This window comes from Dickeya parazeae Ech586 (genome assembly GCF_000025065.1).
Classification (GTDB): domain Bacteria; phylum Pseudomonadota; class Gammaproteobacteria; order Enterobacterales; family Enterobacteriaceae; genus Dickeya; species Dickeya zeae.
In genome coordinates, this window is sequence record NC_013592.1 from 1440531 (window position 1) to 1463257 (window position 22727).

Annotated in this window: 17 protein-coding genes; 15 read left to right on the top strand and 2 right to left on the bottom strand. The window is 59.1% G+C overall.

Going from position 1 to position 22727, the window contains the following annotated elements:
* Nucleotides 1–6: 6 nt before the first annotated feature.
* The 15 genes from tssE (at nt 7) to DD586_RS06535 (ending at nt 20787) form a co-directional block, all read left to right on the top strand.
* Nucleotides 7–438 carry a type VI secretion system baseplate subunit TssE gene (gene tssE / locus DD586_RS06465; RefSeq protein ID WP_012770484.1) on the top strand — a complete coding sequence of 144 codons (432 nt, stop codon included), beginning with the start codon at nt 7–9 and terminating at the stop codon, nt 436–438.
* Between the two features lie 2 nt (nt 439–440).
* Nucleotides 441–2207 (top strand): type VI secretion system baseplate subunit TssF, encoded by a 1767-nt coding sequence (gene tssF, locus DD586_RS06470; RefSeq protein WP_012884009.1) that lies wholly within the window; start codon nt 441–443, stop codon nt 2205–2207.
* Nucleotides 2171–3184 (top strand): type VI secretion system baseplate subunit TssG, encoded by a 1014-nt coding sequence (tssG, locus tag DD586_RS06475; protein ID WP_012884010.1) that lies wholly within the window; start codon nt 2171–2173, stop codon nt 3182–3184. The genes tssF and tssG overlap by 37 nt, the downstream gene beginning before the upstream one ends.
* A 2-nt stretch (nt 3185–3186) precedes the next feature.
* Nucleotides 3187–4401, top strand: a complete 1215-nt coding sequence (gene tagH, locus DD586_RS06480; RefSeq protein ID WP_012884011.1) for a type VI secretion system-associated FHA domain protein TagH — start codon at nt 3187–3189, stop codon at nt 4399–4401.
* Nucleotides 4401–4937: a type VI secretion system lipoprotein TssJ gene (tssJ, locus tag DD586_RS06485; RefSeq protein WP_012884012.1), complete on the top strand. Its 537-nt coding sequence runs from the start codon at nt 4401–4403 to the stop codon at nt 4935–4937. The genes tagH and tssJ overlap by 1 nt, the downstream gene beginning before the upstream one ends.
* 2 nt (nt 4938–4939) lie before the next feature.
* Nucleotides 4940–6277, top strand: a complete 1338-nt coding sequence (gene tssK, locus DD586_RS06490; RefSeq protein ID WP_012884013.1) for a type VI secretion system baseplate subunit TssK — start codon at nt 4940–4942, stop codon at nt 6275–6277.
* 16 nt (nt 6278–6293) lie between these two features.
* On the top strand, nt 6294–7070 hold the full coding sequence (icmH, locus tag DD586_RS06495) for a type IVB secretion system protein IcmH/DotU (protein ID WP_012884014.1): 777 nt from the start codon (nt 6294–6296) through the stop codon (nt 7068–7070).
* Nucleotides 7071–7085: 15 nt separating this feature from the next.
* Nucleotides 7086–9686, top strand: coding sequence for a type VI secretion system ATPase TssH (gene tssH, locus DD586_RS06500; protein ID WP_012884015.1), 2601 nt, complete (start codon nt 7086–7088; stop codon nt 9684–9686).
* Between the two features lie 2 nt (nt 9687–9688).
* The gene (locus DD586_RS06505) at nt 9689–11227 is read left to right on the top strand and encodes a sigma-54 interaction domain-containing protein (RefSeq protein WP_012884016.1); all 1539 of its coding nucleotides are present in this window, start codon (nt 9689–9691) and stop codon (nt 11225–11227) included.
* Nucleotides 11227–11790: a type VI secretion system-associated protein VasI gene (gene vasI / locus DD586_RS06510; protein WP_012884017.1), complete on the top strand. Its 564-nt coding sequence runs from the start codon at nt 11227–11229 to the stop codon at nt 11788–11790. The genes DD586_RS06505 and vasI overlap by 1 nt, the downstream gene beginning before the upstream one ends.
* 11 nt (nt 11791–11801) lie before the next feature.
* Complete coding sequence (tssA, locus tag DD586_RS06515) at nt 11802–13238, top strand: type VI secretion system protein TssA (RefSeq protein WP_012884018.1); 1437 nt, start codon at nt 11802–11804, stop codon at nt 13236–13238.
* Nucleotides 13239–13263: 25 nt separating this feature from the next.
* Nucleotides 13264–16761 carry a type VI secretion system membrane subunit TssM gene (gene tssM / locus DD586_RS06520; RefSeq protein ID WP_012884019.1) on the top strand — a complete coding sequence of 1166 codons (3498 nt, stop codon included), beginning with the start codon at nt 13264–13266 and terminating at the stop codon, nt 16759–16761.
* 52 nt (nt 16762–16813) lie between these two features.
* Nucleotides 16814–18247: a VasL domain-containing protein gene (locus DD586_RS06525; protein WP_012884020.1), complete on the top strand. Its 1434-nt coding sequence runs from the start codon at nt 16814–16816 to the stop codon at nt 18245–18247.
* Nucleotides 18248–18328: 81 nt separating this feature from the next.
* Nucleotides 18329–19699 (top strand): tetratricopeptide repeat protein, encoded by a 1371-nt coding sequence (locus DD586_RS06530; RefSeq protein ID WP_012884021.1) that lies wholly within the window; start codon nt 18329–18331, stop codon nt 19697–19699.
* Between the two features lie 155 nt (nt 19700–19854).
* Nucleotides 19855–20787, top strand: coding sequence for a DKNYY domain-containing protein (locus DD586_RS06535; protein ID WP_012884022.1), 933 nt, complete (start codon nt 19855–19857; stop codon nt 20785–20787).
* Between the two features lie 66 nt (nt 20788–20853).
* Here the strand turns inward: DD586_RS06535 and DD586_RS06540 are convergent, their stop codons facing one another.
* Nucleotides 20854–21714, bottom strand: coding sequence for a D-amino-acid transaminase (locus DD586_RS06540; RefSeq protein WP_012884023.1), 861 nt, complete (start codon nt 21712–21714; stop codon nt 20854–20856).
* A complete protein-coding gene (gene dgcA, locus DD586_RS06545) occupies nt 21714–22724 on the bottom strand; it encodes an N-acetyl-D-Glu racemase DgcA (RefSeq protein ID WP_012884024.1) in 1011 nt (336 codons plus the stop codon). Before dgcA ends, DD586_RS06540 begins: the two co-directional genes overlap by 1 nt.
* Between the last annotated feature and the right edge of the window lie 3 nt (nt 22725–22727).

A 22727-nucleotide genomic window follows, 5' to 3' on the forward strand; every position in this document is an offset into this window, starting at 1 on the left:
CGACTGATGCCGTCGCTCTCTGCCTGGGAGCGGGGATCTGCGGCCAGCCTGTTTGATCGCATCCGGGGAGAGGAGCGTCGCTCCTCCCCCGAAACGGAATTAGAAGACTTGATCGCGTCGGTGAAACGCCAGCTTGATCAAGTGCTGAATACGCGTCCCGGCAGTTGTCGCAGCGCACCTGAGCTTGGCGTGATTGATTTTAATGACGCTACGCAGGGCGGCGCGGATATCCGGGGCAAAATCCGTGAGGCGATCCGGCAGTGTATCTGTCGCTTTGAACCGCGCATTGTCCATGTGGACGTCAGTGCATCGGACTATCTGTCCAATCCGCTGGAGATGTCGTTTCAGGTCACCGCCCATGTGCGGCTGGAAGAACTGGAACAGGTCACCTCCTTCAATATTCATATGGACAGCCACCGCCATTACAGAATGATGTGATTATGTCGCTGGAACATTTCTTCAGGGATGAACTCGCTTATTTGCGTCTGCAAGGACGTGAATTTGCCAATGCACACCCTGAACTTACCCGATTTTTGTCAGAACAGACCACGGATCCGGATGTCGAGCGATTGCTGGAAGGGTTCGCCTTTCTGACGGGTAGCCTGCGGGCGAAGATCGAGGATGAATTTCCGGAGCTGACTCACGGCCTGCTGGGCATGCTGTGGCCGAACTATTTGCGCCCGGTACCCAGCATGACCATCATGCAATTTTCGGTGCTGCCCGGTGCTATCGCGCAACCGGCGTTTGTAGCGCGTGGCTGCGAGCTGGACAGCCTGCCAATAGACGATGTGGTCTGCCATTTCCAAACCTGCCACGACGCCTGGATCTACCCGGCGGATATCCGCCAGATCAACGCGCAAAGCGGCAACGACATGTCCGCCATCACGCTGGATATTGGTCTGCACGGGCCGGTGGCGCTGGGGGATTTGCAGCTGGATAAACTGCGCTTCTTCCTGGGTGGCGACCGCTATACTGCCTACGAACTCTATTTCTGGATAGCCAGCCAGCTGTCACACATTGAGCTGGAAGTGGACGGGAAACGCTTTCGTCAGGAGGCGAGTGTACTCAAAACCGTCGGCTTTGAGCGTGAAGACGCGATGCTGCCGTATCCCGGTAATGTGTATTCCGGCTACCGTATCCTTCAGGAGTATTTCTGTTTTCCGGAAAGTTTCCTGTTCTTTCAGTTGTCCGGTGCCAGTTGGCCTGATCAGCCGCTGATGGTGACGGATTTCAAACTGCATTTCTGCTTTGACCGGCCGCTGCCGGCGGAACTGAAAATCCGCCCGGATTCGTTCATGCTCAATTGTGTACCGGCTATCAACCTGTTCCGCCATGACAGCGAACCGATCAACCTGGATGGTCGCCAGACGGACTACCCGTTGAAAGCCAGCTACCGCCACGCCGACAGCTTCGAGATTTTCTCCATCGATAAAGTGGAGGGGTGGGTGGAAGGTAACAGTGGACGCGCGCGCGGTATCCCACGGCTTTACCAACCTTTCGAGAGTTTTCAGCACCAAATCGAGCGGGCCAAAGGTCGACTGGCGCTGTATTACCGCATTCGGGTGCGCGAAGCCGTCAATGGTGATGGTTTCGATCACTTATTGTCGTTCGTGCGGGGCGACGAAAAAGAAGTCATCGACCTGGACGAGTCCATTTCGGTGAGCCTGACCTGCACCAACCGTTCGCGGGCGGCGCAGTTGCCTGTGGGGGCGATTTGCGTGCCGACCGGCAGTTCACCGTCCTTTGCCACCTTCCGTAACCTGATTCGGCCGACCCGTCCATTGCGCCCGGCACTCGATGGCAGCCTGCACTGGACGCTTATCTCCAACCTGTCATTGAACTATGTGTCGCTGCTGCGACGCGATGCGCTGGTGCAGATCCTGCGTACTTACGACTTCCCGGCACTGCATGACAAGCAGGCCGAGCAGGCATCGCGTAAACGGCTGGCGGGGATAGAAACGATCGAGACCACACCGGTAGACCGGCTGGTACAGGGGATGCCGGTACGCGGGCTCAAGTCAGTTCTCTCCGTGCGGCAGTCGGCGTTCGCCAGTGAAGGCGAGCTCTATCTGTTCAGCACTGTGCTGGCGCATTTCTTCTCGTTGTATGCCAGCGTTAACGCCTTCCACCTGCTGGAAGTGGTCAACATCGATAACAAGGAGCGCTACCGATGGCCGGTGCAGATAGGTCAGCACTCGATGATGTGACCGCAGGGCAGGCGATGTTTCGCCAGGATGCGCGCCACTTCAACTTTTTCCAACTGGTGGAGTTACTCAACCAGATGGAAGGCGTCGATCTGGAGCAGGCGCTCGACTTCCGGCCAGAACTGGAGCGCATTCGCTTTCGCTCCACCGCCTCGATTGGCTTTCACCCCAGTGATGTTCTGCGGGTAGGGGAAGATACCGACGGCAGGCAGGAGCTGGAAGTGGCGTTCCTCGGGCTGCACGGCAGCCAGTCGCCGATGCCGGGGTACTACCTTGAAGAGCTGGCGTGGGAATACGCCCAGGGCGAGCAGAAACTGGGGGTGTTCCTCGATTTCTTTCATCACCGCTTGCTGACGCTATTGCACCGTGCCTGGCGTAAGTACCGCTATCACGTGCGTTTCCAGAATGATGGCGAGGATGGCTTCTCCCGGCTGATGTTCGCGCTGGTGGGGCTGGGTAACGACGCGGTGCGCGACAGTCTGCCGGTCAACCGCGCCAAGATGCTGTCTTACGCCGGTCTGCTGGCCAGCCCCAGCCGCTCGCCGGAAGTGGTGGCTGGTCTGGTGATCCACTGCTTTGACCTGGAAGACGTCGAAGTCATCGCCTGGCAACACCGCAAAGTACCGATTTTTGAAGACCAGCAAAACCGCCTTGGGCGCGCGAATAGCCTGCTGGGTGGGGATTTTGTCATCGGCGACAAAGTAAACGACTGTGCCGGTAAATTCCTGCTCAAGGTGGATAACCTCAGCTTTAGCCGTTTTCTCAGTTTCCTGCCCAACGGCGAACATTTTCAGCCGCTGGTGCGTTTTGTTTCCTTCATTTTGCGTGATCAACTGGCCTGGGACTTACGCCTCGGTTTCGCCGAAGGGGAGGCCAGAGGGCTAAGACTGGGCGATGACCAGAGCAGCCGTCTGGGATGGAGCAGCTTTCTCGGGCAGCCGCCCGCCGACCCGTATGTGACGATTTGTGTGCAGGAGTAATTGTGAACGAAAACAACCCACTCACTCTGGTGGTGCTCAACAGCGAACAACTGGATATCAACTCGCAGGTGCAACACCGCTTTGACCACCGTGGCGGCACGCTGGGCGCATCGGAAAAAGATCAATGGCAGTTGCGCGACCGGCTCGGCGCAGTTTTGCCGGAGCATGCACGTATCGAATTACAGGATGGCTATTTCTGCGTCTGCGACTTGAGTGGCCAGACCTTCATCAATGGCGCGTTGTCGCCCATCGGTCGTGATCGCCGGGTGCGTTTGGCGCAGGGTGACGAACTGGTGATTGGCCCATTCCGGCTTGGGGTTTACCTCGACGATCCCGCTTTCGAGCAGGATATCGATCAGGTGCTGGGGCAACGCCCCGGTGATGTGCTGGAAGGGTGGCTTGGGGAAGAACAACGCCGTGCGCCCGCCGATGACACGGCGGCGGACCGATTTAATGACCCGTTGTGGGCGCTGCAGCAGGAACAGAGCCGCTCGCTACTGGCAACGGAGGCTGAGCGCGGTGATGAACTGCCGACCTCGCTTTCTTCTTTTTCTGCCGTTGAGGACACCATGGATCAGAAATTTGTGGAATTACCGACCATTGACAATCCGCATACCGGTACCGCGTTTGGCGCATCGGTGGATGCGGTGACGCTGGCACCGCTGTTGCGCGGGCTGGGCGTATCACTCAATACCGGCGATGAGCAACAACTGCGCGAGATGCTCGAAGAGATGGGCAAAAGCCTCAAAGCGATGGTGGAAGGCTTGCTGACGTTGCAGGCCGATCAGGCAGCGCTGGCGGATACCCATTTGCGGCCAATCGAAGATAACCCGTTGCGTCTGGGGCTGGATTACACCGACACCCTGTCGCTGCTGTTCGCCGACGATAAAAGCCCGGTGCACCTGTCCGCCCCGGCGGCTATCAGCGAAGTGCTGAGTAATATGCAGGCGCATCACCGGGCTAACCAGCAGGCGATCGCCGTGGCGCTGGAGAGCATTTTACAGGCGTTTTCACCGGCGGCGCTGCTGGGGCGTTTCGAGCATTATCGCCGCAGCGGCGAGCGTCAGGCGCTGGATGACGGTTGGGCGTGGCAGATGTATCAGCACTATTACCGCGAACTGACCTCACCGCGTCAGCAAGGGTTCCAGAAACTTTTCCATCAGGTGTATGCACAGGCGTATGACCGCGCCGTTCGTCAGCAACAGGAGCAGAAATAATGCTGCGAGCCTTAATGCTGCGAACCGGGTGGTTATGCGTCCTGATGCTGCTGCTTCCCGGTTGTACCACGCTCGGCAAAATGGCGAAGGTGGCGGCCAATCCGGACATTCAGATTGGCAGCAATGATAACCAGCCTTCGACCGTCGGCTTTAGCCTGCTGGCCGAGCCGGACGTTAACCCCAGTGAGAGCGGCGACGCGGCACCCATCGAGTTTCAGGTGGTGATGCTGGCGGAAGACTCCCGCCTGCTGGCGACCGACTATGACCAGGTGACCGGCGACATCGAAAAAGCGCTGGCTAAAAACTACGTCAGCCACCAGGACTACACGCTGCTGCCAGGGCAGTTCAAATACCTGCCGCCGGTCAAACTGGACGAGAAAGTGCATTACATCGGGGTGATTGCCAAATACGCCGACCCGGACAGCGCCGAGTGGCGCAAGGTTATCAAACTGAAAAACACCGGCCGCACTTATCAGCTTCTGGTGCATCTGCGCCGTGAAGAAGTCGAAATCAAGAAAGATCAAGAAGAAGAATAACTATGTCGAGCCGAAATCGGATTATTTGGCGGGAAGGGCTGTTCATCAAGCCGCAGCATTTCCAGCAACAGCAACGACACACCGACTACGCGCTGCACGCCCGTCTTAGCGCGCTCAGTGATTATTTCTACGGCCTGCAATCGCTGGCTATTAACGAAGAATACCTTAACTTCGGGCGTATCGCGCTGGTGAACGCCACCGGCGTGATGCCGGATGGCACGGTCTTCAATATCCCAGGGGATGACGCGCTGCCGCAACCGCTGGAGATTACCGATGTGGCGCTGGCGAACCAAAAGGTCTATCTGGCGCTGCCGTTGGCGGTGAACGGTGTGAGCGAAGTCGGGCAGGCCGGTGCCGGTATTGCCACCCGGTTGCAGTCGCACCGGCATGATGTGCGTGACTTGCACAGCGAAGGTGGTGACGTGGTATCGGTGGAAGTGGGCAAGGTCAGTCTGCGGCTGATGCTGGAGCGTGATGACCGTAGTGCCTACGCGTCGCTGGCGATCGCCAACATCCTCGACAAACGGCCGGACGGTGGGCTGGTTCTTGACCCTAACTTTATGCCGTGCAGCATCAGCGTCACGGCGATTCCGAGCCTGAAACGCTTTCTGGGGGAATCGGCCGGTCTGGTGGCAGAACGCGCCCGCAGTCTGGCTCAGCGTATCGCCGCGCCCGGTCAGCAAGGGGTGGCGGATGTGGCGGAATTCATGATGCTGCAACTGCTTAACCGCGCCCAGCCGCAACTGTCGCATCTGGCGCGCCTCGGCACGTTACACCCGGAGCGGCTGCATGAAGCGCTGGTGCAACTGTGCGGTGAGCTGATGACCTTTACCGATGAATCGCGCCTGCCGCCGGAGTTTCCCGCTTATCGTCATGAGCATCAGCAATCGAGCTTTGAGCCGCTGATGATGGCGCTACGTCAGGCGTTGAGTACCGTGCTGTCGCCACGTGCGGTGTCGATTCAGATGAAGGCACAGCCTTACGGCGTCAGGGTGGCGCTGGTGGGCGATGCCGAACTGATGGCCAGTGCCGAATTTGTGCTGGCGGTGCGCGCCCGTATGCCGCAAGAACATTTGCGCAAGCAACTGCTGCAACAAACCAAGATCGCCTCCAGCGACAAAATCCGCGAGCTCATCAGTCTGCAACTGCCTGGCGTACCGTTGCTGCCGCTACCGGTGGCACCGCGTCAGTTGCCGTACCACGCCGGTTACAGCTACTTCCAGTTGGACAGGCAAAGCCCGGCCTGGAAATCGCTGGTCACCAGCAACACGCTGGCGTTCCACATCGCTGGCGAGTTCCCGGAACTGGATATGCAACTGTGGGCCATCCGCGGCCAGTAGTTAACAGGAGGAACCTGTGAGTACCGACATCATTAAAAATGACCAGTTAGGCGACCTGCTGTATGACAACGCCCGGCAACTGGATATGGATTCCGATTACTGGTTCCGCCTGCGCGGGCAGAGCATCAACCCGATGATCGATGCTGTGACCCCGCTGCTGGGCATGGTGGAGCGGGTGCGCCAGCTGTCTGAATACGATGGCGTGGCGGAGCTGTACCAGCGGGTGCAGTCCGAAATTCAGGCCATCGAGCAGGAACTGCATTCCCACGGTTACGAAAACGGCGTGATCCTGTCGTTTCGCTACATTCTGTGCACGTTTATCGATGAAGCGGTGATGGGACGGGAGTGGGGAGGCCAGAGCGTGTGGTCGGCCCATTCGCTGCTGACCCGTTTTCACAATGAAACCTGGGGTGGCGAGAAGGTGTTCGTGCTGCTGGAAAAACTGCTGGATGACCCGGTGCGTTATCGCGACATTCTGGAGTTTATCTACCTGTGCTTGTGCCTTGGCTTTGAGGGCCGTTACCGGGTGATGACGCAAGGGCGAGAAGAGCTGGACCGGGTGGTGCGCCGCTTGCATGACACCCTGCGACCAGAGCCGGAAAACTCGCCGACGGTGTTTCACCTCAATCTGGGACAGCAATCTTCCCGTTACCACCTGCGTAAACAGATTTCGCTGCGCGCCTTGTTCCTCGGCCTGTGCGTGGTGATGGCGGTGGCGTTTGGCCTGTATCACTACCAGCTAACCAACCAGACCCAGGACGTACTGCGTCAACTGGGCGAATTATTACAATAACAGGAGCGTATTCTCGTGATTCGAATCGAACTGCCGATCCTGGTTGAGCGACTCAACCCGCTGTGCCGCCACATGATGGAAGAAGCGGCCGCGCTGTGTATTCAGCATCAGGGCGCGGAGATCCGCATTGAGCACCTGTTGCTGAAAATGCTGGAAACACCGTTGTGCGACGTGCGCCAGATCCTCAAACGCGCTGGGGTAGAGGCCGACGAACTGGCGGCATTGCTGCAACCCAATGCGGCGGATAAAGGCTTTGAGTCAGGCTACCCGTCGTTTTCACCGCTGCTGGTGGAGTGGTTACAAGACAGCTGGTTGCTGGCTTCGGCTGAGCTTCAACACGCCCGCCTGCGCAGTGGCGTACTGCTGCTGGTGCTGCTGATGACGCCGACGCGTTATCTGACGGCCGCGGTAACTCGCCAGCTGGCACAAATTAACCGTGAGCTGCTGCGCCAGCAGTTTGACGAGTGGGTGAAAGACTCGGCGGAAACCGAGGTGGTGACCGCCGCAGGCGTCGCACCGGAGCAGGCTGCGACGGCGACCACCCAGCTCTCCCGTTACACCCAGAATGTCACCGAGTCGGCCCGTCAGGGCAAGCTGGACCCGGTGTTGTGCCGCGATCACGAAATCGACCTGATGATCGATATCCTCTCGCGCCGCCGTAAAAATAATCCGATTGTAGTCGGTGAGGCGGGGGTAGGGAAAAGCGCGCTGATTGAAGGGCTGGCACTGCGTATCGTCGCCGGACTGGTGCCGGAACGGCTGCGGGATGTGGAATTGCTGACGCTGGATCTGGGTGCCATGCAGGCCGGTGCGTCGGTGAAAGGCGAATTCGAGAAGCGCTTTAAAGGGGTGATGCAGGAAGTCAAAGAGGCACCGAAGCCGATTGTGCTGTTCATTGACGAGGCGCACACACTGATTGGTGCGGGTAATCAGGCCGGGGGGCTGGATGTATCCAACCTGCTGAAACCGGCGCTGGCTCGGGGGGAGTTGCGCACCATCGCGGCGACCACCTGGAGCGAGTACAAAAAATACGTGGAAAAAGACGCCGCGCTGTCGCGCCGTTTCCAACTGGTGAAGGTGGGTGAGCCGAACGTCGAACAAGCCACGGTGATCCTGCGTGGGCTGCGCAGAATTTACGAACAGTCACACGGCGTGTTGATTGACGAGGAAGCGTTGCAGGCGGCGGCCAATTTGTCTGCGCGCTATATCTCCGGGCGTCAGTTGCCGGATAAAGCTATCGACGTGCTGGACACCGCCTGTGCGCGTGTCGCCATCAATCTGACCACACCACCGCGCGCGGTCAGCCAGTTGCAGACCCGTCTGCACCAGCAGGCGCTGGAAATCGCCCAGTTGGAACGGCAGGGCCGTATTGGGTTGGGTGATACGCAGGAGCGGCTGGTCACGCTGCGTGAGGCTCGTGAAACCGATGCGGCGACACTGGCGCAACTGGAAGCCGACTGGCAACACCAAAAAACGCTGGTGCAGCAGATTGTTGCCTTGCGTACCGCGCTGCTCAATGATGCGCCGCCGGAGGATTTTGATGCCGCCGCCGCGGCGGCGGAGCTGGCCGATAACGAGCGGGCGCTGGCTGAACTACAACAGCCGTCAGTACTGGTGTCACCGCATGTGGATAAAACCCAGATTGCCTCGGTGATCGCCGAGTGGACCGGTGTGCCGCTAAACCGCATTTCCCAGGGGGAACTGGATGTGGTCACCCGCCTGCCGGATTACCTTGGCGAGAGCATCAAAGGGCAGCAACTGGCTATCGCTCAGTTGCACAAACATCTGTTGACCGCCCGTGCCGACCTGCGCCGTCCCGGCCGACCGCTGGGGGCCTTTTTGCTGGTGGGGCCGAGTGGGGTCGGTAAAACCGAAACCGTGGTGCAGATTGCCGATCTGATGTTTGGCGGTCGTCATTACCTCACCACCATCAACATGTCCGAATACCAGGAGAAACACACGGTATCTCGCCTGATCGGCTCGCCGCCGGGGTATGTCGGCTTTGGCGAAGGCGGGGTGCTGACCGAAGCGATTCGCCAGAAACCCTATTCGGTGGTGCTGCTGGATGAAGTGGAGAAAGCCCACCCGGATGTCCTCAACCTGTTCTATCAGGCGTTTGATAAAGGCGAACTGGCCGATGGCGAAGGGCGACTGATCGACTGTCGCAACGTGGTGTTCTTCCTGACCTCCAACCTCGGGTTCCAGACGATTGTCAATTTTGCCGACCGGCAAAGCGAACTGCTGGATGCGCTCTACCCGGAACTGGCGGCGTTCTTCAAACCGGCGTTGCTGGCGCGTATGGAAGTGATCCCATACCTGCCGCTGGACCACGACACGCTGGTTGAGATCGTACAGGGCAAGCTGTCCCGTCTGGTGACGTTGCTACAACAGCGCTTTGGTGCCGAGGTAGTCATCGACGATGCCGTGCCGGAAGAAATTCTGCGTCTGGCCAACCGCAGCGAGAACGGGGCGCGCATGCTGGAGTCGGTGATCGACGGTGCGCTGCTGCCGCCGGTGTCGTTGCAGTTGCTGCAACGTCTGTCAGCCGGTCAGCCGGTCAGCCGTATTCATTTCCGGGTGGAAGACGGCCAGTTCCGGTCTGAGGTGGAGGGCTGAGCATGCAAGCGGCCCTCTCTCTGGCGTTCTCGCTAACCCGTCACCGGGACGAAGCCGGTCTGTGTGACTGGCTGCTCGGCACGCTGCGCTCGGCATGGCAGCCGCAAGGGGTGTTGCTGGGAATGGTGGACGTTAGCGGGCGTCAGTTGGTTTGTAACGGCTGGGTGCATCGCACTCCATTGTCGTTGTCGCTCGGTGTGGATGATTTCAGCCATCCGCTGGCCTATGTGCTGCTTAAGAATCAGGTGCGCAGTTGGGCCTCGCTGTACGGCGGTGCCCGTGTTGAGCACGAAGGGTTTCGCCAGTTACTGGCTGATGCAGGCACCGCCTGTGGCCTGCACGCCATGCCGTTGCTGGCCGAGGATGGCCGTGCACTGGCGGTACTGGCGTTGCTGGATACGCCGGAGCGGTTGCAGGCGCTGGGGCGACGTGATGACTACGTGCAACTGGCACAGATATTTTGCAGCCAGCTGGCGTTGATCCGCGATCTGGGGCGCAGCCAGCGTGAGCAGACCGCGCTGCGCGATTCGTTACGCCAGATGAAAGACGAAGGCGCACTGCGGCAGGAACGGGAAAAACGGGTGGCGGACGCGTTGATTGGGCAGTCCGTCGCGGTGCGGCAGCTGCATCAACAGATTTGTCAGGCAGCCGCTCATCGCCTGGCGGTGTTGATTCACGGCGAAACTGGGGTGGGCAAAGAGGTGGTAGCACGGTTGTTGCACCAGTGCTCCGATCGCGCCGGGCGGCCGTTTATCGCCATCAATTGTGCCGCTATTCCGGAAAACCTGATTGAAAGCGAGCTATTCGGCTATGAGAAAGGGGCGTTTTCCGGCGCGCAGAGCAACAAAATCGGGCTGGTGGCGCAGGCCAACGGTGGCACGCTGTTTTTGGATGAAGTGGGCGATATGCCGCCGTTGATGCAGGCCAAATTGTTGCGGGTGCTGGAAACACACAGCTTCCGCCCGCTGGGAGCCGGGAAGGAGAGTCACTCCGATTTTCGGCTGATCGCCGCCACGCACCAACCGCTGGAGCAGCGGGTCGCTGAAGGGCAGTTTCGCCAGGATCTCTATCACCGGCTGTGCCAGTGTCTGGTGCAGGTGGCACCGCTGCGCGATCGCCCGGACGACATCAGCCTGTTGTGCGAGCACTTTATCGGGCAGTTCGCCCAACAACAGCAAAAACCGTTGGGGCCGCTGCATCGCACTTTTCTTAAGCAACTACTGGGGTATGACTTCCCCGGTAATGTGCGCGAACTCCGCAACCTGCTGGAAGTGGCGTGCGCCCATACGCCGGAAGGTGAGCCGATCCGCCTGGAGTCGTTGCCGCCTGAATTACACCAGCGGGTATGCAGTAGCGCTGCCGCCGACAGCGACGCGTTCCACCATATTCAGGACCTGCGTATCGCCACCCAACAGTACGAGGCGGCGGTGATTGCCGCGCGTCTGCGCCAGTTTCAGGGTAACCGCCTGCTGGTAGCGGAAAGCCTGAATATTCCTAAACGAACCCTGGATCACAAGTGCCAGAAACTGGAGGTGAATTGATGATGCTGACGATGGTGCCGTTGCTGATGGCGGCAGTCGGCTCGCCCGACCCTGCCTGGCAATCGCTGTGGGAACAGTGCCGTAATGAGACATCGCCGCAGGTGCGTCTGGCCTGTTATGACGCGTTGGGACGCGAGAGCGCGCGAGCAAACGACCCTTCGTCCGCGCTGAATCATGGCGGTACGGCGGAGAATGCGTTTCGTCTTAACCGTGAGGCGGCCAATGGCGATATCACCCTGACGCGCACGCTGGCGGATGGCAACACGCTGGTGATCAGTTGCGCCAGCAGCATTACCCACCTGCGGCTGACGCTGAGCCAGCCGTGGTCAGGTGACAACGTGACCTCTCAGTTGGATGGGGCCAGCGCACCGGATAACTGGTTCGTGCGTAATCGCGGCACCTTGCTGGAGTTTGGCCGTGGTCTGCCCGCTATCGATGCGCTCAAGCGTTGGGTCGGCCATCAGGAACTGGTGCTCAACGGCGAACAAAACCAGATAGTGCGTATCGACCTCACCGGGTTGGGTGACGCGTTGACACCGCTGCGCCAGCAGTGTCGCTGGTAGGGGCGATGAGTATGCATGCACACCCCTGGTGTAAACGATTACTGACGTCATTGCCTGATGAGGCGCTACGTGCGGCGGTAGCCGCGGATGACCCGTTGTGGGAGCAGGTGGAAACCGAGCTGGTCAAGTTGGGGTCGCTGGCGCACAGCCAGGTGGATCTTAACGCGGTTGCCGGTCAATGCCTGACGTTGCTGGAGAGCCGAACCAAAGACATGCGGGTGCTGGTGCAACTGCTGCGTTGCCTGCAACACCCGGCCAAGGCGACACCATTCGCCACCGCCATCATGTTGCTCGATAGCTGGCTGGAGGCTTACTGGACGGTGGCGTTTCCGGCCAGTCCGGCACAAAAACAGAAGCTGATGGTGCAAATCATCCGCCGTTTTGAAGGCGTGCTGCCCCGTATGACGGAGCAGGCCTCGGGGGCGGAATTAGGCCAGTTGCATCAGCTGGCGGAACAACTGGCCTCGCGCTGGCGTGGGCTGGCGTCCAGCAATGCGGACCTCACCGATGAACTGGTGGCAGCGCTTCACCGTGCCCGGCAACGCCATCAGGCGCAGGAGAAAGCCAACCAAGCGGCGACGGCACCGACGTCGGGCGCGCAAGGCGCAACCAGCGCGGAGGGGGGCACCGGGAACAGTGGTCACAGCAGTACAGCCAGTGTGGCGGCGACGGTCGATATCAACAGTTCGGACGATCGTAGCTGGAAGCAGACGCAACTTACCGTAGCGACGTTGCTGATCGAGCGCCAGCCGGAAGCGCCGGTGGGATATCGCCTGCGCCGTAATGCTATCTGGGCGGGGATTACCACCCCACCGATGGCGGCGAGAGGTAACAAAACCCAGTTAGCGCCGGTATCGCCTGACCGGGTGGATGAATACCACAGCGCGCTTGGACAGGCAGATCTGGCGCTGTGGAACAAGATTGAACAGAGCCTGACGCTGGCACCGTACTGGTTTGACGGCCACATGCTGTCAGCGACGGTAGCGACCCGGCTGGGGCATGGCGCTGTCGCCAGTGCCATCGCCGATGAACTGGCGGCGTTTCTCACCCGGCTGCCGGAATTACGCGAGCTGTCGTTTAGCGATGGGTCGCCGTTTCTGTCGGCCAAATGTGCCCAGTGGCTGCAATCCGCCCAGCCAGGGCGTGGTAGCGGTGGCATTCAGCGACAGGACGACCTGGCGGCAGAGGCGGCGGCGTGCTGCGCCGAGCAAGGGCTGAGCGCCGCGCTGTCGTTACTGGATGAACGCATTCGACGTTTGAAAGAACCGCGTGAGCGTTTTTTGGCCGAGCTGGTATTGGCGGATTTACTGGCGGAAGAAGGCATGAAAGCACTGGCGGCACAGCATTATCAGCACCTGTGGCAGGAAAGCGAGCGATTGGGCCTGATGCAGTGGGAACCGGGAATGGTCAGTCGACTGGAGCGGCTGAGCGCGTCCCGCAGGAAATAAGACATTCGGAGTTGAATGGTCACTTATGTTGAAAATAATCATTACCTTTCTGCGGCAACAGCTGCCGAAACTGAAACCGTCCTGGCTGCTGTTGGGGGTGGTGGTATGGGTAGTTGCGTTGGTGCTGGCTTGGTGGCTGGGGCCGCGTCTGCTGCTTGGCGAGATGCGCCCACTGCAAAGCGTGTGGGGTCGCGTGGTGTTCACGCTGGTCTGGCTGTGGCTGGGGTTTGCCTACAGTGCCTGGCGTGTCTGGCGTCGGGTACAGCAACTGCGTGCGGAACGCCGTGAACAGCAGACTATCGAGCAAGACCCCTTGCAGGTATACGTTGATAGCCAGCAAACCTTTCTGGACCGTTGGCTACAGGCGTTTCAAACCCAGCTCGGCAAAAAGGCGTTGTACGCCATGCCCTGGTATCTGGCGATTGGTTTGTCCGGCAGCGGTAAAAGCAGCCTGATCCATCGTGCTAACCCGGCCAATAAGCTCAACCCGAAGCTGGATGCGGAGTTGCGTGAAGTCGCTGGCGGCCAGCAGGTGAACAGTTGGGTTGGTGAGTCAGCGGTTATCTGGGATCCGAGCGGTCACTTGCTGGCGCAACCGGAGATCGGCGCAGAGCCGTCGGCCGGGCGTCACGCGCGTCTGTGGCAGCATCTGCTGCAATGGCTGAGCCTCAACCGTCGTCGCCAGCCGCTCAACGGGCTGGTGCTGACTATCGACCTCTCCTGGTTGTCGCAGGCCAGCGTGTCGGAGCGCAAGGCCTATGCGCAGGTGATGCGCGCCCGCCTGCAGGAGATTGCGGTCAACATCAATACCCGTTTGCCGTTGTATGTGGCGCTGACCCGTCTGGACATGCTGCGCGGTTTTGACGTGGTGTACCGTTCGCTGAACCGGGAGGCACGTCAGGCGGTGTTGGGGGTGACGTTTACGCCACAGGCCAGCCACGGCAAAGGCTGGCTGGAAGAGCTGGAGCGCTTCTGGGATGAGTGGATCACCAGCCTTAACAATAACCTGCCGGAAATGCTGCTGACGCAGTCGGACAGCGGTGTACGCAATACGCTGTTTACCTTCGTGCGTCAGTTGGCCGGGCTTAAGGATTATGTGACGGAAGTGTTGAACGAAACACTGGCGACCGGCGACGACCGTGCATTTTTGGTACGCGGCGTTTACGCCAGTTCGGTGTATCAGCAGGGGGTGCCGTTTGACGCCTTCGCTCAGTCGGCTTCGCGCCGTTACCAATTGCCGGAGCCGATTAATGCGGCGATGCGCGGCGAATCTAATACCTTCTTCGTACAGAAACTGTTCCCAGAGGTGATTTTCCCGGAGGCCAGTCTGGCAGGGGAAAACCGGCTGCACAGCCTCTATCGCCGTCGCCGCATGAGCATTGGGGTGACCTGCATGGTGCTGTTTGGGCTGGCGATGATCGGTAGCTGGCACCATTTCTACCGGGTCAACGAAGAGGCCGGTCGTAACGTGCTGACCAAAGCGCAGGCGTTCATCGGCACCAACGAGCTGGAAGGGCAGGCGGGATACGGCTACCAGCAGTTGCCGCGTTTGAATTTGATCCGCGACGCTACTCTGTCGTTCGGTAACTACCATGAACGTACGCCGATGCTGGCGGATCTTGGCCTGTATCAGGGCGATAAGATTGGCCCCTACGTGGAAGGTTCGTACCTGCAAATGCTTAACCAGCGCTTCTTGCCTGCGGTGATGCAAGGGCTGCTGGAAGACCTGAATCAGGCTCCGGCGGGTAGTGAACAAAAGCTCACTATTTTGCGGGTAATGCGGATGCTGGACGACGCCTCCGGGCGTAACAAGACGCTGGTGGAGCAGTTTATGGCGCTGCGCTGGCAGAAGGCGTTCCCCGGTCAGGGCAAGGTGCAGGAACAACTGATGCAGCATCTGGATTACGCGCTGGATCATACCGACTGGCATCAGTCCCGCGAGCAAAAGGATACGGTGGCGATCTCGACGTTTGCACCGTTTGTCGACCCGATCGCCAGTGCCCAGCGCGAGCTGAGCAAGCTGCCGATGTACCAGCGTGTCTACCAGAGTCTGGTGATGAAAGCGACGCAGGTGCTGCCGCCGGATCTGGCGCTCCGCGACGAGGTCGGGCCGACGTTTGACTCGGTATTTAGTTTGCGTAATGACAAGGCAGGCACCGTACCCCGCTTGTTGACCTATCCCGGTTTCAGCGATTTTTACCTCAAGCAGGATAAGACACTGCTGGACCTGACCGCGCTGGATGCCTGGGTATTGGGGCAGCGTGAGCGTGCTCACCTGAGCGAGGCAGACCGTAAGGAAATTCTGCGGCAGGTGAATGACCGCTATATCACCGACTACATCAACCAGTGGCAAAAAGCGCTGGCGAATATCGATGTGCAGCCGTTGGAAAGCCCGGAGCAGGCGCTGAACATACTGACCGACATTACCGGTAATGATCAGCCGTTCCAGCGGGTGCTGACCACGGTGAGTGACAACACCCGTATCCGCAAGCTGGCGGATGACGAGAACGACACCGCGCAAGGCATCAATACCCGTATTGGTCGTCCGTTCATGACGATTAACGCCGCGTTGAGCGGGCGGGGTGAACAGGGGCCGCTGGTGCAGGAGGTCAATCAGAAGCTGACCGATCTCTACCACTATCTCGATCAGATTGTGAATGCGACGGATCCGGGGCAGGCAGCACTGAAAGCGGTGCAGGCGCGTCAGGGCAACAAGTTCGCTGACCCGGTGTTCGCGTTGCAGCAGTATGCTCGCAGCCTGCCGTCGCCGCTCGATCGCTGGGTCGGTCAACTGGCGGGAGAAAGCGCCAGTCTGGTGACCGGTCTTGCCATGTCGTCACTGAATCAGGAATGGCTGGACAAGGTGGTGACGCCGTTTAATGAAAAACTGGCGGATCGCTACCCGTTCAACCCATCCTCTGACAAGGATGTTCCGCTCTCCGAGATGGAACGCTTCTTCGCGGCTGGTGGCACGCTGGATAACTTCTACCAGACCAACCTCAAATCCATCATGGAAGGCGGGATGCTGGAAGGGGAAGGTGCGTCGGTAATGCAAACCGATCTGGTGAAACAGCTTGATCGCGCGACCCGTATCCGCCAGACGCTGTTTAACGCACAAGGCAGCCTGGAAATCCACTTTGTGGTGGAACCGGTGGAACTGACCGCTAACAAGCGTCGCAGTGTTCTGAACCTTGACGGACAGTTGCTGGAATACAGCCACGGACGCCGCACCAAAACGCCGCTGGTGTGGCCGAACAGCATGCGTGACGGCGCTGAAAGCAAGCTGACGCTGGTGCCGGATGACCGCGAGCGCTCGCCACGTAGCCTGAGCTTCACCGGACCGTGGGCCATGTTCCGCCTGTTGACCAACGGCCAGCTAACCCAGGTCAACGACAATACGTTCGACGTGCGCTTCTCACTGGAACAAGGTGGCATGACCTATCGGGTGTATACCGATGCCAGCCATAACCCGTTTGCCGGTGGCCTGTTTAGCCAGTTCAAGCTGCCTGATTCTCTCTATTAACCCAGAGGGCGAGCGGGCATCGGCCTGCTCGCCCGTAGCCGGATGACGTGATATGCAAGATGCACAACAGGCCCTGAAAGTGGGCCGTGATCCACGGATGCTGCCTGAGTACGAGGCGTTACGCGCGGAAATCAACAAGCTAAGCCATGCATCCCGCCCGGAAGTGGACTGGATGCGGGTGCACGATATGGCGACCGCGATTTTTGAAAAGCAGGGCGTCGACCTGCAAACCGCTATCTATTTCACCCTGGCGCGCTCGCGTCTGGCCGGGTTGAACGGTTTTACCGAAGGGTGCGAGTTTCTCGCCAACCTGATCGTGACCCAGTGGGAGAATTTCTGGCCGCCGGTGCATCAGGAACGGGCGCGTATCGAAGTGTTGGACTGGTTTATCGCCCGCATCAGCGAGGTGATCCGCCAATACGCTATCAGCCACGAACATAAGCGGCTGGTGTATCGCTGCGAGCGCGCGCTGCAATTAATGAGCGAAAAGCTGCATAACTCGGGCCTGAGCCGTATTCCGCGGGTGGAAAACCTGCTGCACTTTATCGAAGGCTATACCCATCTGTTCGATGAAACCGAGATTGTGATTGTGTCTGACGATCAGACACTGAAGAAACAGCAGGACATGCAGATCCCGCCGATGGTGTTCTTCCAGTCTGATATGGAGCCGGGCGGCATGGCGTCTGCGGCCGCCGCCGCCCAGCCAGCGCTGCCGTCGGGCAGTATTTTGGTCGGGCGGGAGAAAGGGCAGATGAAACCTACCGTATTGAAAATTGAAGCGCACCGTAAGCCGAAACCGGGCTGGTTCTGGTTTGCTTGCGGTGTGCTGAGCTGTGCGCTGCCGGTAGCGGCCATCACCGGCTGGCAGTACTGGCAGAATCAGAAAGCCGAGGCGCTGGCGCTGTTACAGCAACCAGCGTACACGCTGCCTGCTGCACCGGATCATAACGACATTCGCCGGGTACGCATCGTGCTGGGTGAGCAGAAGCTGCAAAGCATGGAAGGCGAACTGATCAACCGCTATCAGGCGCAACTGGAGCAGGTGAAAAACGCCTCGTCGTTCTACCTCTACCAGTATGGCGAGGGGCTTAAAGGCGTGATGCAACAACTGTATCCCGATTCGCTGGCGGTGAAAGAGATGGACCGACAGTGGCAGATAGCCCTCGACCGTCAGCAAGGTGACAAGCCGCCGCGTGTCAGCGGTTACGAGCTGGCGCGCGCCGAAGTGGGCGATACCCTGCAACAGTTGCTGGATTTGGAAAAACAGCGCCGGACGGTAACCATTTCGTACCTGAAATCTCAACTTTATGATATCCAAAAAGATTTGTCCTCCGACGTGCCTTTTGGCATTCGCCTGCGGACGCTGGAGGCGCGCAAAGCCGCCAGTCAGTCGCTGACCCCGGCGGAATTACGCGGTATGGAAGACGAACTGCGTGCTTTCACCATCCGGCTGTACCGCTTGCAACAAGGCGAGAGCGGCAGGTAAAGACTGTCGTGAAGTAAATACTGGCGCGCCGGGCGGCATCGTCGGCCGCCCGCCGGATATCACCAGGGTAATGACGGTAACATGATGAGAAAAATACGATTAGTGGCGGCGCTGTCCTGTAGTTTGCTGGCCGCCTGTCAGGCACCGGTGTCGTCGCTGTCCGACGCGGATTTGCGCCAGTCGGCGGAGCGGGGCAACGGTGAAGCGCAGTATCGGCTGGCGAAGCAACTCGCTTCCCACTCGCATTACGTTGAAGCGATGAAGTGGATGCAAAAAGCCGCCGCCTTGACGGATGTCTCCGCTGCCAGCAAAGACACCCGCGCCGCAGCGGCATTACAGGTGGGTGACTGGTATCAGGCCGGATTGGGTGAGCCGAAAAATACGCCGCTGGCACGCCAGTGGTGGCAGAAAGCCTCACGGCTGGGGAGTGGCGAGGCGGGTTACCGGCTGGGGACCGATTGTCAGGCACAGCATCAGGGTAAACTGGTTGCCGCCTGTCTGGATGCCTTCGAACGTGCGGCGGATAACCAGTATGCACCCGCGCAACTGGTGGTCGCACAGTGGTATACGGCGCATCCCGGTGCGGAAAAAGAAGCGACCGGATGGATAGAGAAGGCGGCGGATTTGGGCGATCGGGACGCGCAGTACCAGCTTGCCCAGCGCTATGAGCAAGGCAAAGGTGTCGCGAAGCGTACCGATCTGGCCGAGCGCTGGTATTTCCGGGCGGCAGACCGGGGGCAACCGCAGGCCCAGTTGTGGATGGCAAAACATGCCGAGGGGAAAGACGCGCTCGACTGGTACCAGAAAGCAGCGGCTAACGGCGAAGCCGATGCACAGCTGTGGCTGGCACAGGCTTACCGTGACGGCAATAAAGGGCTGGTGAAGAACGACAAACAGGCGCACTACTGGCTGGATCGCGCTTCTGGCAAGGGCAATGGCGAGGCGGATTACAAGCTGAGCCAGATGCAGTCAGACGCTACTAAACGGGAATACTATCTGGTGCTGGCGTCGGCGGCGGGGTATGTCCCGGCGTCGCGAGAACTGGGCAACTGGCTGCTCAAACGCGGCGAACTGGAGCGGGCCCGCGAGGTGTTCGCCAAAGCGGCGGCGACCGGTGATACCGAATCCCGGCTGGCCTATGGCGAGATATTGCGACTGGGGCAGGGCGGTAAAGCGGATTATGTGGAAGCGATGAAGCAATATCGCTTCGCGGCGCATGACGGCAACCGCATGGCACAGTATCGTATGGGCATGATGCGCCAGGATGGGCTGGGCGCGTCACGTAATCGTATCCACGCCTACGCCTGGTATTCGCTGGCGGCGACCGAAGGCATGGCGGAGGCGCTCGCTGCCCGTAATGACCTGGAAGCGACCATGCAACCGGATGAGATTAAGGCTGCCCAAAAACTGGCGATGCACTGGTCAAGCGGGAAAGAGACCGATACGCAGTGATGTGTGCGCTATGCCGTCGAAGGTGGGTCGGTAGTAATGATAAAATCAACGTTGCCAGCAATAACGTTGCCAGCAATAACGTTGCTAAAAATAAAACCAATAAAACCAATAAAACCAATAAAACCAATAAAACCAATAAAACCCAAGGAAATTGTATGAAACGGAACGGATATCTTGCTTTGCTGCTGGGTATGACGGCGTTGTCGTCGCAGGCGGAGGTGAAGACACCTTATCAGGTTGAACAGGGTAAGGTGGTCTACCGGGTGTCGGTGAATGCCGATCCGCAGGTGTTGGCCGGTGCAAAACCGGACGATTTTCGGGTGTTACTGCGGGAAAAGCGCGTTGCGCTGGCGGTATCCGGCTCACGTTACTACTGCAATCAGCAACCGCTGCCGAATGGCTTCAAGCCGGAAAGCGCCAAATTGCGCTATGACACGTTTCTGATTACCAATGTCGGGTCCTATGTTGGTTGCGAGCGCATGAAACAGGACATTGACGCCGACAGTTTTCAGGCGCTGGATTTTCCGTTTTTCCGCGATCGTCACCACATCTGGTTGCCTGATGGTGAAGAACTGAGTGGTGTGGATGTTGCCAGTTTTAAAACACTGGCCAGAAATCAGGCGTTCGACAAGCAGAATTATTATTTTGTGGAGAACGAAACCAGCGTCATTCCCTATCAGAAATCGGCACCGAGCGCGGGTCAGTGTTTTGGCTGGGCGACTATCGACGGCAACCTGTATTACCGGGGTGAGCCGCGATCCGATGGTGATGCCGCCAGTTTCCGCTGTCTGACATTCAATACGGCGCTGGATAAAACCGGGTTCTATGTATTTGGGCGGGCGTATCCCGGCCTTCCTGACGGCGTGAAAGCGGCGGATATCCACATGTTGCCGAATAATGAAAAACTGGCGACCGACGGCGAACACCTCTGGTTTTTGGGTGTGGAGCCGGTGCAACTGGCCGGGTTGAGCCTGCGTGATGTTAAGGTCGAGCCGGACGCCAACGGTTATACCATCACCGATGGCAAGGCCCGCTGGTTGTGTGGTTCCGGTAAGGTCAATGGTCGTCCACTGTGCCGCAAGGGATAGCATAGCGGCTGTGCAGCAAGAGAAGTCATCATCCGCTCATTGATGATTGAGCGGATGATAGCAATGTTACCCGGCGGTCTGCTCACGGATCATGGCGATATAGATGTCCCGCAACTGCCGTGCCAGTTGGCCGGGGCGACCTTCCCCGATGGTGACACCGTCTATCTCCACCACTGGCCAGACAAAGGTGGTGGCGGAACTGATAAACGCCTCTTTGGCGACCCGTGCTTCCTGTGGGCTAAACGCCCGTTCTTCTACCGTCAAACCGTGTTCGGCGGCAAGTTGCAGTAATGCCTTGCGGGTGATGCCGTGCAGGATGTCGTTACTCAGCGGTCGGGTGATCAGGTGATTGTGGGTATCGACGATAAAGCAGTTACTGGAGCTGCCTTCGGTAACCATGCCGTTTTCCACCAGCCAGGCGTCATCGGCACCCTTTGCGTGCGCCCACTCTTTCGCCATGCAAGCCATCAGCAGGCTGACGGTTTTGATGTCGCGCCGGTGCCAGCGCAGGTCCGGGCAGGTGATGACGCGAATACCTTTCTCTGCACACGGGTGATGAATCACCGGGCGTGACTGGGTAAACAACACCAGTGTCGGCGCGGCGTCAGTCGGGAAGGCGAAATCACGATCACCGGTACTGCCCCGCGTGAGTTGCAGATAGATACCGCCTTCTTCCAGCCGGTTTTGCTCGATAAGCGTCAGATGAATCTCCCGCAGCGCGGCCTGGCTGACGGGCAGATGCAGGTTCAATTCACGGCAGGATCGTGCCAGCCGCGCCATGTGGCCGTCATATTCCGCCAGCCGACCGTTGACCACGGCTGTGACCTCATACACCGCATCAGCAAACAGAAAACCACGATCGAACACCGAAACCGTCGCGTGTTCCTCAGGCAGATAGTGCCCGTTGACATAAACAGTACGTGACATTACACCGCTCCCGTTAAACAAGGGCGAGGGTGGCCCCACAGCCCGGTTTCAGATAAATACAGTTGGCTGCCACGCCACTCCAGCCCGCCGACCCGGTCTTCCGCCAGCAGTAACGGCCCGTCAAGGTCGACAATATGCGCACCCTGCGCCACCAGCGAGGCCGGTGCCATCGACAGCGAGGTACTGACCATGCACCCCACCATGATTTTCAGCCCCTGCGCCCGTGCCGCCTGACGCAGCAATAGTGCTTCGGTTAGTCCACCGGTTTTATCCAGCTTGATGTTGACCATATCGTAGCGTGTCGCCAGCCCCGGTAATGTCCGGCGGTCATGGCAGGACTCGTCGGCACACAGCGCAATAGGGCGTGGCAGCGTGGCCAGTACTTCATCGTCGTGAGCCGGCAACGGTTGTTCAATCAGGCTCACCCCAAGACGTTGCAGTTCGGGTACCAGCTTCAAATACAGATCGGCGGTCCAGCCTTCATTCGCATCCACGATGAGCTGTGCCTGCGGTGCCCACTGGCGTACCGCCGCGACGCGCTCGATATCGTGTTCATCCGCCAGTTTCAGTTTCAGCAGTGGGCGGTGTGCGTGACGTTGCGCGGCCTGCGCCATCCGTTCCGGGGTATCCAGCGACAGGGTGAAGGCACTGGCAACAGGCTCCGGGCGCAGTAACCCGGCCAGTTGCCAGACCGGTGTTGCCTGTCGCTGGCTGTCGAGATCCCACAATGCGCAGTCCAGCGCGTTACGTGCCGCACCCGGCGGCAGCAGTGTCTGTAAGGTTTGCCGGTCGAGCCCTTGCCGAACCTTGCCTTGTAACGCCGTCAATTGCGCTGTCACATCACTGATACTTTCACCGTACCGGGCGTAAGGGACGCTCTCGCCATGTCCTTCAAGATGCCCGTCACGTACCGTGACTTTGATGACATCGGCGTGGGTTTTACTGCCACGTGAAACGGTGAAGGTTTCTTTCAACGCCCACCGCTCATGGGCGACGATTAACTCTGCCATCAT

Bases quoted from the DNA above. Each gene is read 5' to 3' on its own strand.
- DD586_RS06525 (WP_012884020.1), top strand. From the start codon at position 16,814: ATGCAAGATGCACAACAGGCCCTGAAAGTGGGCCGTGATCCACGGATG.
- tssF (WP_012884009.1), top strand. From the start codon at position 441: ATGTCGCTGGAACATTTCTTCAGGGATGAACTCGCTTATTTGCGTCTG.
- tssG (WP_012884010.1), top strand. From the start codon at position 2,171: ATGGCCGGTGCAGATAGGTCAGCACTCGATGATGTGACCGCAGGGCAG.
- DD586_RS06540 (WP_012884023.1), bottom strand. From the start codon at position 21,714: ATGTCACGTACTGTTTATGTCAACGGGCACTATCTGCCTGAGGAACAC.
- tssJ (WP_012884012.1), top strand. From the start codon at position 4,401: ATGCTGCGAGCCTTAATGCTGCGAACCGGGTGGTTATGCGTCCTGATG.
- DD586_RS06505 (WP_012884016.1), top strand. From the start codon at position 9,689: ATGCAAGCGGCCCTCTCTCTGGCGTTCTCGCTAACCCGTCACCGGGAC.
- DD586_RS06530 (WP_012884021.1), top strand. From the start codon at position 18,329: ATGATGAGAAAAATACGATTAGTGGCGGCGCTGTCCTGTAGTTTGCTG.
- vasI (WP_012884017.1), top strand. From the start codon at position 11,227: ATGATGCTGACGATGGTGCCGTTGCTGATGGCGGCAGTCGGCTCGCCC.
- dgcA (WP_012884024.1), bottom strand. From the start codon at position 22,724: ATGGCAGAGTTAATCGTCGCCCATGAGCGGTGGGCGTTGAAAGAAACC.
- tssE (WP_012770484.1), top strand. From the start codon at position 7: ATGCCGTCGCTCTCTGCCTGGGAGCGGGGATCTGCGGCCAGCCTGTTT.
- DD586_RS06535 (WP_012884022.1), top strand. From the start codon at position 19,855: ATGAAACGGAACGGATATCTTGCTTTGCTGCTGGGTATGACGGCGTTG.
- tssM (WP_012884019.1), top strand. From the start codon at position 13,264: ATGTTGAAAATAATCATTACCTTTCTGCGGCAACAGCTGCCGAAACTG.
- tssA (WP_012884018.1), top strand. From the start codon at position 11,802: ATGCATGCACACCCCTGGTGTAAACGATTACTGACGTCATTGCCTGAT.
- tssK (WP_012884013.1), top strand. From the start codon at position 4,940: ATGTCGAGCCGAAATCGGATTATTTGGCGGGAAGGGCTGTTCATCAAG.